Annotated in this window: 13 protein-coding genes; 5 read left to right on the forward strand and 8 right to left on the reverse strand. The window is 50.9% G+C overall.

Annotated features, from left to right (window positions below; genetic code table 11):
• The 3 genes from Q7U71_03035 to Q7U71_03045 all read right to left on the reverse strand — a co-directional run.
• A partial coding sequence (locus tag Q7U71_03035; protein MDO9390729.1) for a PilN domain-containing protein occupies positions 1-474 on the reverse strand: 474 nt, incomplete at its 3' end.
• The gene (pilM, locus tag Q7U71_03040; protein MDO9390730.1) at positions 475-1,524 is read right to left on the reverse strand and encodes a type IV pilus assembly protein PilM; all 1,050 of its coding nucleotides are present in this window, start codon (positions 1,522-1,524) and stop codon (positions 475-477) included. It abuts the gene before it with no gap.
• Between the two features lie 59 nt (positions 1,525-1,583).
• Positions 1,584-1,769, reverse strand: a complete 186-nt coding sequence (locus Q7U71_03045) for a helix-turn-helix domain-containing protein (protein ID MDO9390731.1) — start codon at positions 1,767-1,769, stop codon at positions 1,584-1,586.
• Between the two features lie 242 nt (positions 1,770-2,011).
• Between Q7U71_03045 and Q7U71_03050 the strand changes: the two genes are divergently transcribed.
• The gene (locus Q7U71_03050; GenBank protein ID MDO9390732.1) at positions 2,012-2,452 is read left to right on the forward strand and encodes a hypothetical protein; all 441 of its coding nucleotides are present in this window, start codon (positions 2,012-2,014) and stop codon (positions 2,450-2,452) included.
• On the opposite strand, the gene Q7U71_03055 is transcribed toward Q7U71_03050, so the two are convergent.
• Complete coding sequence (locus Q7U71_03055) at positions 2,438-2,647, reverse strand: hypothetical protein (GenBank protein ID MDO9390733.1); 210 nt, start codon at positions 2,645-2,647, stop codon at positions 2,438-2,440. The two genes, Q7U71_03050 and Q7U71_03055, sit on opposite strands and share 15 nt — an antisense overlap.
• On the opposite strand from Q7U71_03055, the gene Q7U71_03060 reads away from it, so the two are divergent.
• A complete protein-coding gene (locus Q7U71_03060; protein MDO9390734.1) occupies positions 2,640-3,578 on the forward strand; it encodes an Ig-like domain-containing protein in 939 nt (312 codons plus the stop codon). The genes Q7U71_03055 and Q7U71_03060 overlap by 8 nt on opposite strands.
• Positions 3,579-3,737: 159 nt before the next feature.
• On the opposite strand, the gene groL is transcribed toward Q7U71_03060, so the two are convergent.
• The 3 genes from groL to Q7U71_03075 form a co-directional block, all read right to left on the reverse strand.
• Positions 3,738-5,375: a chaperonin GroEL gene (gene groL, locus Q7U71_03065; GenBank protein MDO9390735.1), complete on the reverse strand. Its 1,638-nt coding sequence runs from the start codon at positions 5,373-5,375 to the stop codon at positions 3,738-3,740.
• A 169-nt stretch (positions 5,376-5,544) separates the two neighbouring features.
• Complete coding sequence (locus tag Q7U71_03070) at positions 5,545-5,844, reverse strand: co-chaperone GroES (protein MDO9390736.1); 300 nt, start codon at positions 5,842-5,844, stop codon at positions 5,545-5,547.
• Positions 5,845-6,138: 294 nt separating this feature from the next.
• Positions 6,139-7,416 (reverse strand): hypothetical protein, encoded by a 1,278-nt coding sequence (locus Q7U71_03075; protein ID MDO9390737.1) that lies wholly within the window; start codon positions 7,414-7,416, stop codon positions 6,139-6,141.
• A 275-nt stretch (positions 7,417-7,691) separates the two neighbouring features.
• Between Q7U71_03075 and Q7U71_03080 the strand changes: the two genes are divergently transcribed.
• On the forward strand, positions 7,692-8,069 hold the full coding sequence (locus tag Q7U71_03080) for a hypothetical protein (protein MDO9390738.1): 378 nt from the start codon (positions 7,692-7,694) through the stop codon (positions 8,067-8,069).
• Positions 8,070-8,141: 72 nt separating this feature from the next.
• Here the strand turns inward: Q7U71_03080 and Q7U71_03085 are convergent, their stop codons facing one another.
• Positions 8,142-8,525 carry a response regulator gene (locus tag Q7U71_03085; protein MDO9390739.1) on the reverse strand — a complete coding sequence of 128 codons (384 nt, stop codon included), beginning with the start codon at positions 8,523-8,525 and terminating at the stop codon, positions 8,142-8,144.
• 323 nt (positions 8,526-8,848) lie between these two features.
• On the opposite strand from Q7U71_03085, the gene Q7U71_03090 reads away from it, so the two are divergent.
• On the forward strand, positions 8,849-10,339 hold the full coding sequence (locus Q7U71_03090; GenBank protein ID MDO9390740.1) for a T9SS type A sorting domain-containing protein: 1,491 nt from the start codon (positions 8,849-8,851) through the stop codon (positions 10,337-10,339).
• 166 nt (positions 10,340-10,505) lie between these two features.
• Positions 10,506-11,867 (forward strand): LamG-like jellyroll fold domain-containing protein, encoded by a 1,362-nt coding sequence (locus tag Q7U71_03095; protein MDO9390741.1) that lies wholly within the window; start codon positions 10,506-10,508, stop codon positions 11,865-11,867.
• Positions 11,868-11,928: the final 61 nt, after the last annotated feature.

The raw sequence follows: 11,928 nt of genomic DNA on the forward strand, positions 1-11,928 counted from the left end.
ATCCATCAGTTCCACCACTATTAGATTGGAGAAAGTGGAACCTTCTAAGCTGACTTTTCCTTCGTCCTCGGAAAGAAGGGTCACCCAGAGATATTCCGGCAGACAGCGGTTGACTGCTTCCAGCAGCCGGGCCTCATAGAACCGCCCCTGATTGATGAGGTTCACCTCGTTGAGCTTGGCCTCAACCTCATCTTTAGTCCTTTTTAACTCCTGAACCTTGGCATTTAGAACCCTTAAACTGTCTATCTTCAGACTGTCCGTTTTGATTTTTTTGTTGGTTATTTTAAAGTCAGTCTGCTGCCAGCCATAGGCAATGATCGAAGCCACTATCACCACTATGAAGAGCAGCGCGGCCCCCACCATTCCCACGTTGAACGGCAGCCGGGGCAGGGCAAACTTGAAACCGCCGCCCGAGGAACGGGGAGCAGCCACCTTGGCAATTTTCTGGTCATGGATCAGATTGATCTGTATCATTTACTTTACCTCCCTTAAACCCAAGCCCACAGCCAAAGTTAACATGGGGGCTATCCGCTCTGCCCCGGTGGCCCCGAACAGGTTGGGGTCGTATGATATTTTCTGCAGCGGGTTGACGATCTCCACCGGGATCCCGAACTTCTCCTTTAGATGGTCCTGCAGCGAGGGGATTAAGGCCCCGCCACCGGAGAGGAATATCCGGCTCATTTTGTCGCCGGTGCCGGACATGGCCAGGAAGGAAAGAGTACGTTCTATGGATCCGGCAAAATCCGAGGCAAAGCTGGCAAAGACCTCGCTGGCTGATTCCTGGCTGACATCGGCCACATTCTCGCCCTTGGTCAGCTCGGAAGCCTGCTCATATGAAAGCCCTAGGTTCTTCTGGATCAACTGTAGACATGCATTTCCGGCCATGGGCAGTTCCCGGGTAAAAGACGGGATCTTGTTTTTGATGAACTGGATGTTGGTGCTGTCGGCTCCGATATGCAACAGGGCCACCATCTCATCCGCCGGGATGTCGTAATTGGCCTCGAAGGCGTTCTGGACGGCGAAAGCCCCGTAATCCATGATCACCGGATAAAGCCCGGCACCGCTTAAAAGGTCAAGCTGGGGATTGATGGTGTCGTTCTTGACGGCGATCAGCAGCACTTGCATCTGATTGTTGCCCAGGTCCGGATTCACTATCTGAAAATCCAGCACCACGTCCGAGATCTCGAACGGCACATGCTGCTCGGCCTCCCATTTGATGCGCTCCCTGGCCTCCGACTCCTTGAGCTTGTCCATGGTGATCAGCTTGACGATGACCCCGCGCCCGGAAACGGCTGACACCACCTCGTTGCCTTTTATCTTATGGGTCTCAAAAAGGCCCTTGATGGTGTCGATCACCAGGGTCCGGTCCATGATTTCGCCTTCCACAATGGCCTCGGGCAGTAAGGAGGCGGAACCATAGTTCGTCAGGACGAGGCCCTTGCCGGTCTTTTGGATCTCGACGAACTTTATCTGGTTGCTTCCTATGTCCAGGCCCAGGGTGGCTGCTTTTTTGCCGAAGAACATTTAACTATCCCTCTTATTTAATGTGTTCATTTAAAGGAACCCATTATATTATAAAAAATTTACTCGCCTATGAATTTTTGAATTTCAGTTCCCTTGATCAGCCAGCGTTGCCCGATTTTTTTTCCTATCAGTCCTTTTTGGCAAAGGTGCTTGCGCACAGTCTGGTCGGTGACGGCCAAAATGCGGGCGGTCTCGGTGACCGTGTAAAGCTTGGCGGAATCTATATCTTTTGGTGATACCGGCATATATCCCTCGATAAGATGAGTGAGGTATGATTAGCTATATATGTTTACCTATTGATGTGCTGTTTGCCATTTTATTATATTTACAGGTAGTTTGTCAAGAGGAAAATAAAAATAAATAAAAATAAATAAAAAATCTCTTGACAGAACGTCTAACCTGCAATATACTACTCTATTGTAAGGTTGTTTTTAAGTAACACCATAACTACCGAAAATTAATAAAAAATTTTAAGGGAGGTTTAGTCATGCAAAAGAAGCCTTTGATCGGTTTAACCCTGGCGGTGGCCCTGATCACCCTGGTCATTATGGGCTGCAGTTCTTTGACCCCCGCCCCAGAAGTGAAGATCACCAGCGTTACTCCGCTTAGCCCTGGGGGCAAGGATACTGTTGTTACTATCACCTTTGAAAGCAAGAACAAGGTTGATGCAATTATTACTACGGAACAACACACTCTTATTGGCTCTGGCACCAATCCCGTAATTAAAAATTATGACCCTATCCACTATTCCTTCTTTATCAGTGGCGAAACCGCAGCTTCCTTGTATATTACATATTCAAATGCAGGGATAGCCGCATTGGCCGCCGAGGTGGGAGGTTCTCCGGCTACCCTGTGGCTTAAATTCTATGGCGAAGATGCCTATGGGTACAATAAATCCTTCAGCGATTCCGTCTCAATAAGCTTCTAAAGCTTCTAATTTTAAATTTTTATCAGGAGCCAAAGCAATGTTCAACAAAAAATATGCGCTGGCATTACTTTCCTGCATTTTGGTTTTGACGTTAGGTTTGATCGGTTGCAGCAGCACCCCTACCGCCACGCCAGCCCCTACTGGCGGTGATGATACCACTGCTACCAACACCGCCACGGTTAAAAGCGTGACCATTTCCCCGGATGCGCCGACGGTCAGCGTTTCCTCCACCCAGCAGTTCGCGGCCGTGGCCCGGGACTCCAATAACAACACCCTTACCGGCGTGGCTTTTACCTGGTCCTCATCCAATAATGCGGTGGCGACCATCAGCACCAGCGGCTTGGCCACAGGCGTTAGCAGCGGCAGTACTGTGATAACCGTCACCGCCACCGGCACGGCTTACAGTGATACCACCACATTGACAGTAAGTTCCTCGCAGGTTACCACCCCTGCCAGCGTGGCCCTGGTTTCCGTTCTGCCAAATATTCAGGTGGCCGGGGCCGGCGGCATATCATTCACCGCTATAACCGCCACGGTCAAGGACGGGACGGGGCAGATGGTAAGCAACGGAACCCCGATAACTTTTAGAATAACCGCCAACCCCGGCGGGGCCACTCTCAACAACGTATACACCACCCTGACCACCACCACCAGCTTGGGTCAGGCTATCGTTACCTTGAACAGCGGCACATCCGCTGGGCCGATCCAGGTCAGCGCCTTTTGCGTAGCCGGCAACGATACCATCAGGTCCCAGATCAACCTGGTGATAATCTCCGGCCCGACAGCCCATTTAACCTTGGCCTGCGGCACTCCTACAGACAATACAGATGGAACGTCCAACATTCCCATTACCGCTCTGCTTCAGGACAAATATACCAATCCTGTATCCGACGGCACCGCCATCTATTTCCAGCTTTGGGTTGACGCCGCCTGCACTACTTCGGTGATCGGAGCCAACATCACCGATGCCATTGTGACCGGAGGAACCGGCAAAGCTTCGGCCACCCTGACTTGGATCACTGGCTTAACTCAGCCTTCCTATATCACTGCCGTGACCACCGGGGCCGATGCCGCCGGGAATGTGGTGGCTGTTTCCGACACGATCACTTATACTTTGTATAAGTAACGGTTGACATTACCAACCAAAAAACCCCGCTGGAATCATCCAGCGGGGTTTTTATTTTTCTTCTGGTCAGGGATACCCTGTCTTCCAGAGTCAAGAACCCCGCCGTCATTTGACGGCGGGGTTCTTCTATCTTCTATATTCTGTATTCAGCCTTCTGGTCTAGTACATGTCTCCGCCGTAGCCGCCGCCCTGGGGCATCGGCATCGGCTTCTCTTCCTTGGGCTTCTCGGCGATCACGCACTCGGTGGTCAGCAGCAGGCCGGCGATGGAGGCCGCGTTCTGCAGGGCTATCCGGGCCACCTTGGTGGGATCTATCACTCCGGCCGCCACCAGGTCCTCTATCTTGTCGGTGTCGGCGTTGTAGCCCATGCTGGGGTTGGTGGCCTTCTTGATCTCGTCCACTATCACCGCGCCCTCAACTCCGGCGTTGGTGCAGATCTGGCGCAGGGGCTCTTCCAGGGCCCGGCGGATGATGGACACGCCGATCTTGGAGTCGCCCGAGCACTTGATGGCATCCAGCGAGGCAATGGCCCGGATGAAGGCCACACCGCCGCCGGGGATCACTCCCTCTTCCACTGCGGCCCTGGTGGCGTGCAGGGCGTCCTCGACCCGGGCTTTCTTTTCCTTCATGGCTGTCTCGGTGGCGGCGCCGACGTTGATCACTGCCACTCCACCGGCCAGCTTGGCCAGGCGTTCCTGCAGTTTTTCCTTGTCGTAGTCGCTCTTGGTCTCTTCCACCTGGGCCCGGATCTGGGCGATGCGGGCCTTGATGTCCTTTTCCTTGCCGGCGCCTTCGATGATGGTGGTGTTGTCCTTGTCCACCGTCACCCGCTTGGCCTTGCCCAGGTCGCTCAGCTGGGTGTTCTCTAATTTAAATCCAGTCTCCTCGGAGATCACCTTGCCTCCGGTCAGGATCTCGATGTCGGTCAGCATCTCCTTGCGGCGGTCTCCGAAACCGGGGGCCTTGACGGCGCAGACCTGCAGGGTGCCGCGCAGTTTGTTGACCACCAAAGTGGCCAGGGCCTCGCCGTCCAGGTCTTCGCAGATGATGACCAGGGGCTTGCCCAGCTGGGCCACTTTTTCCAGCACCGGCAGCAGTTCCTTCATGGCCGATATTTTCTTGTCGTGGATCAGGATATAGGCGTCTTCCATCACGGATTCCATCCGCTCGGAATTGGTGACAAAGTAGGGGGAGATGTAACCCCGGTCGAACTGCATGCCCTCGACGGTCTCCAGTGTGGTCTCCATGCCTTTGGCCTCTTCCACCGTGATCACTCCGTCCTTGCCCACCTTCTCCATGGCGTCGGCTATCAGGTCGCCGATGGTCCGGTCGTTGTTGGCGGAGATGGTGGCGATGTTGGAGATCTCGGCCTTGCCCTTGGTGGGCTTGGAGATCTTCTTGATCTCGGCGATCACCGATTCCACTGCCAGGTCAATGCCCCGCTTCAGGTCCATGGGGTTGGCTCCGGCTGTGACGTTCTTCAGGCCTTCCTTATATATGGACTGGGCCAGCACCGTGGCGGTGGTGGTTCCGTCGCCGGCGATGTCGGAGGTCTTGGAGGCCACTTCCTTGACCATCTGGGCACCCATGTTCTCGTAGGGATCTTCCAACTCTATCTCCTTGGCCACGGTCACGCCGTCCTTGGTCACCAGGGGCGAGCCGAATTTCTTCTCCAGCACCACATTGCGGCCCTTGGGTCCCAGGGTCACCTTGACCGCATTGGCTAATTTGTCAACCCCGCGCTTTAAAGCCTCGCGGGCCTTGACGTCGTATTCGATCATCTTGCCATTTGCCATAACAGTTCTCCTTGTTTATTAAAAATATTTATTGCTTTTAGTAATTCCGCCACAAAGACACTAAGGCACCAATATTTCGCAATTAAGGAATATACAATTATTGTTTTTGTGTCTTAGCGCCTTGGTGGCAAATAAATTAGACTTAGGAATTAGTTTTTAATATTTCGTCTTAGCCGATCACCGCCAAAATGTCGTCGGCGTTCATGATCAGATATTCCACGTCGCCAATCTTGACCTCGGTGCCGGAATATTTTCCGTAAAGCACCTTGTCGCCGGTTTTAAGGTCCATGGCCATGCGGGTGCCGCTGTCGGAGATCTTGCCCGGGCCTGCGGCCACCACTTCGCCCTCCATGGGCTTTTCCTTGACCGTGTCGGGGATTATGATACCGCCCTTTTTGGTCTCTTTGACTTCCGCCGGCTTTACCAACACCCGGTCGCCCAACGGCTTGATATTGGATAAGGTAGACATAAGCTTTAAACCCTCCTAAGTACTTAATGGTTGATATTTGATTTTCTGTTATTACACGGCTACCAATAAAAATATATAACACCTTGCAAAGCAAAGCATTATATATTTGTAAGAGTGACTATGTCAATGCAGATTGTTGCAGTCTATAATTATAATCAATTTTGACTTAAATTTCAAGCCCTAAATACCACCGACCCCTTTAAATAAGAAATAGGAAATGGGAAATTGCAATTGTGCCTTTGTGCCACTTCGCTCTGCTCAGGGCACCGCTTTGTGGCAGGTATCTGGTGTCCGTTAGAATCTATATACCAGCGAAGCCCTGGTGAACGGCCAGTTCTTGCTACCGCTGGCGATGTTGCCGCCGGAATAGATCAGTTTAGGGTTTAACATCAGGTCCATGGTTAATCCCCGCATTTTCAGGGCCAGGCCCAGGTTAAGCTCATAGGGATGGGTGATGGTTTTTGTCGCCAGCGTGGTGTTGTCAAAAAAATCCTTGGTAACGCTTTGGGATAAGATCTTCTTTTCGGCGCCCAGCCGTGCCGTCAGCCAGCCGGTTAGGTTGGCTTCCACCCCGGCGGTGATGGCCGGATAGCTGGCCGTGGTTTTTTCCTGCCGGGTGTGATAGACCAGTGAGTCGTTTATTTTCAGGTTCTGAAACCCGTAACCCAGCCCGGCCAGCAGGGTCATTCTGTTATCCGGCCGGAACTGCCAGCCACATCCCAGGAACAATCCGGTGCTTTGATTTGTTCCCCCGGCGGTCACCAGGGTATAGTTCTTGGCGTAATCGTAGCCCAGGTCGAAATAATTGAAATTGACCGCCGGAACCAGCACCATTTCTTCGGTCAGACTTAGGAACGCCCGGCTGGAAAATGCCAGATAACCCAGGCCTTTGGAATTCATTGATTCGGTTGAATCCAGCAGGGACAGGGTATAGCTGCTTTCAAAGGACAGCTTTCCGTAACTCAGCCCGGCATCCACCCGGATGGCATCGCTGGGTTCGTAGCCCAGGCCCAGGGTCAGGCCGGTGACCGCGCAGGAAGCCTGGTTTTCCACGTTGGAATAGGAATAACTGCTTTGGCCCAAAGAATGCTCCAGCCTTATTCCGGCGGTCCGGTCGCCGAATTTACGGGCGTAGATCAGGTCAAACTCTGACCCCAGTTCCGGGATCAGCGGCAGGTTAAGACCCAGGCCGTTATCCTTGATCTTGTCAATCAGGTTTATGCCAATGCCCAGAGTGTCCACAAAGGGATTGATGAAGCCGATCATATTCTGGGCGGCATCCGAGCGGTGATTGACCGCCAGCCCCATGACCCCAAAGGTCTGCTCCCGGTCGGCATAGGTCAAAAGCACCGAGCTTTGCCCGGTTATCTTACTGCTGTCCCCGCTCAGATCCACTATGGCAGCACGGTAATAGAACGGAAGAAGCGAAGGCTGGTTGAAAATGTCCCGGTCATCCAACGTGAAAGCTGAGATACCGGGCATGCTTACCTGCCGGGTAACTGTGGCCTGCGACTGGCCGAAAACTGCCAGCACAGCCAGCAAAATGAAAATGATATTGAATTTGATCTTCATCTTCCCTCAATATTATTGATGATAAAACCTATTAAGCATTTATTGTATCACAGGAAAGCCGTAAAATCCATAGTATTTTTAGGACATTGATGGCATTGGTCAACCCCAGATAAGAGTAACTAATAAAGGACTATTGTAACACTTTTTTTCTTATTGAAAAAGAATTTGGGATCATCAACCGCAGCCCAAACATGAGGCAAGTGATTCCCGGATAGTGTTTTGCAGTTCGTGGTCAATTGATGGCACGGCAATTGCTTTATATTTATGATGTAAACATGAAAAACAAAAACCATAAAATAAAGAGAGTCAAAATGAAAAACCTAACCCTGCTCCTGATCGCCTGCGGATTGATCTTCGCGGCCAGCCCGGTTTCATTTGATCAAACCAATGCCGTGGTTTACACTGCCACAGACATGAGGCCTTATATACCCAGACCAATAATCATCCCGGTCCCAGTCGACGAAAAAGCAACAACTAATGCCCAGTTAGCAATCATTGACATGAGGCCTTACATCCCTAAACCCATAATCATCCCGGTCCCAATCGACGAAAAAGCAACAACTGATGCCCAGTTAGCAATCATTGACACGAGGCCTTACATTCCCAGACCCATAATCATCCCGGTCCCAGTCGACGAAAAGGCCCAGGCTTAAGGACAAAGCACACTATTATAGAATAGACGGAAAAATTAAAAGGCGGCTTTTAAATAAGCCGCCTTTTTTTATTCAGCCGATCAGTTCTCTTATTTTATCGGAAAGTTCCGCCATCTTGAACGGCTTGGTGATGTAATGGTCGGCTCCGGCCAAAAGCCCGGTCTCGATGTCCTTGCCGGATGTTTTGGCGGTGACCATTATCACTTTTATGCCCATGGTCAGCGGATCATTTTTTATCCGGCGGCAGAGTTCAAACCCATCCAGGCCGGGCATCATCACATCCAGCACCGCCAGCTCTGGCAGCAGTTGGCGGATCTGGTTCAAAGCGGCCAGTCCGTCCGAAGCCTGAATGACCTCATAGTTATCCCGGGATAAAAGTTCGGAGATCAAAAACAGCACATTGCGGTCGTCATCAACCACTAATATTTTTTTGGGCTTCACGGTAATTTTTTCCATATCCTAATTATACCTTATTCAGCTTGTTTTTTCAACTGGCATTTTAGGGCCGCTCTTCCTTCCTCCAGTAAGGTTAAACATCTCTACTGGCTGTCAGAAAATGCTGAATGATACCAGGTCGGGACTAGGCAATAGCACTAAACCAGTTGTCTTAAAAACAGTTGTTTGTCTGTATATCGTGACATGTTTTTTGAGATATTCCATGCTTTTTTAAATTGTAATATCTTGCATATTAATGTGTTATGAGCTACTGGTGTTTTTGGCACACCTCTTGCTTGTTTATATGGCAGTAACATAATCAATCACCACCGGGAGATCCTTCCATGAAAAACTTTTTAAGCCAGTGCTTCAGCATTGAACAATCCGGAATAAAGGTAGTAGGCTTTATACTTTTGCTGACCTTGTCTCTGGCCGTTCCTGTTCTGGCGATTAACACCGACAGTCTGGGCGGGAACCCCTTGACCAAATACTTGAGAAGTGATGTGGCGCACACCACCAATGGTTTGTTAGCAAGTAGTGAGGAAGCTGTTATTGATACTTTTCGGTATGGTGATGGCACGATTTGGGCGTATCGCGGACCGGGCTGCTTACTGTATTTACCTCTTGTGGAACATATGCGAATTCATACAGATAACACTACTAGTATAGTAGGTCTTGACATAGACGCTTACGCTAATGATATTAATGGTTCCGGGATAAAGCTGGAAAGCTTTTCTCGATGGTCAAACGGCATGAAAATTAATCATCATGGAATTTCCAACGGTAAAGATACAAATACCGCCGCCATAAAAATTACATGCGACAATACTGGGGACGGTATAAGGGTTGATGTTGGAAAGGCAACTTATGGCGGATTTGTAGCCGAAGGTTTTTCCAGTCAAGGGCAGGCGGGGTTTGCCGCATTCAATAATGTTGGGTCTGGAATATATGTTGACCATGGGTTTCGTGCAATCAAGCCTGACTTAAACTCCAAAGGCATTTACATTGAAAATAATAATACTGGCACAATGGGGTTTGGGTACTACGGGGTTAATGATTATGGCTGTGGCAATGCCTGGCTGATGTACCTTGAAAACAGGCAAAACGGATCAAGGTTGATGAAACTAAACCAGTTAGTGCCGTCTATGCCAGCATTGACAATTAAAGGCGATAGTATTGGACTGTCCGACAGCTGCCTGTATTACTGGTGGGGGATGAAAGGCCGGAAGGCCGAGGTCGAAACCGTAAAAACCTCGCTATGCGGCCGGAGGGCATTCGGCAATGGCGGTCAAAATCTTTGCGATACCATGATCCTGGCCGGGGTGGCCGGGAACACCACCGTGGTCACTGCCAGCTATTCCGGAGGTTTTGATGCCGTTACCTGCACCCCTTTGCGGATCAAAGTGGCCCGGGATACGATCATCGTAAAGCGCGGATTGGCCACTGATCCGGACCAATACTACTGGCAGGCCCAAAAAACGATCAACAACTCTCAGATCCCTCCATCGTTCTCTTCAGCCGGGGTCCAAAATTGTTCCCCGGCGGTTGTTTTGCCGGTTTTTGTGAAACTTGAGCAAAGCTACCCCAACCCGGCATTCACCGAGGCAAACATCTGTTATCAGGTTTCCCAGGCAGGCCGGATCAGCCTGGCCATGTACAACATGCTGGGGCAAAAAGTAAAGACCCTGGTGGATCAGTGGCAGCCGGCCGGTAGTTATACCGTGAACTGGAACGGCCAAGACCATCAGGGCCAAAGATGTTCCGCCGGGATCTATTTTTACAAACTGAATGTTGATCAGGCCGAGATGACTAAAAAATTAGTGCTGGCCAGGTAGCCTGGCCGGGAACTATGAACCGTTAATAACAAATACAGTTACGGGAGAAAACCATGAATAATCTTTAAAAATCGCTCCGCATCAATCACCAATAGGAGATCCTTCGATGGAAAACAACAAAACAGCGGAACCCAAAACAACCACCAATAACCAAAGGAGACTTGCCATGAAACGGATTCTTTTCGGAGTGACCATCGTGCTGGCCGGATTATTCCTGGCCGCCCCTGCCTGGGCCGCAACCAACAGTCTTAACTTTGACGGTGTTAATGACTACATCGCTGTGCCTCATAATGAAAAGCTTGTTTTAACAAACCAGGCGACCTTCGAAACATGGATAAAGTTAAGCACCATTCCCAGCGGTCCAAAATTCATCTGCACACGGTCTACATATTACGGCAATCCCGGCGGATATAAATTTGGATTATGGGGCGGAACAATGCGGCTTTTGTGGGGGAATACGAATACCACCTATTTTGATGTTACATCTACCACCAGCCTGACCGTAAATACCTGGACGCATGTTGCCGTGACTTTTTCTGGAAGCACTGTTAAATGGTATATCAATGGCATTCTTGATAAAACGTCAACGGTTACTGCCTACGAGCTAAATCAAACCTCAGATTCCTTAATATTGGGAAAACTAAATGAGCCAAATTACAACTACAGCTTTTGCGGTTCGCTTGACAGATTCCGCATCTGGAAGGTGGCCCGCACCCAGGCGCAAATAGCGGCCAACATGAACAGCGTGGTGGCACCGGGAACCTCCGACTTGGTGGCCCAGTACACCTTCAACCAGGGCGTGGCCGACGGCTCCAACCCATCAGTAACAACGCTGTACGATTCCTCCGGCGCCTACGGCAAGGCCAGCCCGGTTGACGGCACTCTGCGCAATTTCGCTCTTACTGGAACTACCAGCAACTGGGTGGTCTCGGCCGCCCCCTCGGCGGTGGAACTAAGCTCCTTTACCGCCATCAGCCAGCCCGGCCGGGTGGAGATCACCTGGAACACCGCCAGCGAAAGCAACAGCGCCAGCTGGATGGTGGAGCGCAGCCTTACCGCCGACAACGGCTATGCCCTGGTGGGCAAACTGCCGGCCGCGGGCAATACCGCCTCCGGTTCCAGTTACAGCTTTGTTGACGACCAGGCCGAAGCCGGAGTAACTTACTATTACAAGATAGCCGAACAGGAGCTTGACGGCAAGGTTACCTACTACGGCCCGGTGTCTGCCTCGGCCGGGATATCCTTGGGTTCCTTTGAGAACCAGGTAAGCATCAGCCCCAACCCCTGTACACAATATGCCGCCATTAAGTACCAAATCTCCAAATCGGTAATGGTGAATGTAAGCATTTACAATATGCTGGGTCAGCAGGTAAGGACCGTATTCAGCGGCAGCCGGCAGGCCGGAGCTTACAGCCTGCGCTGGGACGGCAATAACGCCCAGGGCCAGGCAGTCCCGGCCGGGGTCTACGTCCTGAGGCTTTCTGCCGGTGAGCAGATGTTCACCAAAAGGATCACCCTGCTAAAGTAAGGTGTTTACTATTAAACCAAACTAAACCATATAACCGATTACCAAAGGGTACCTGCCATGA

It is taken from the genome of bacterium (genome assembly GCA_030655055.1).
Lineage (GTDB): Bacteria > Edwardsbacteria > AC1 > AC1 > EtOH8 > UBA5202.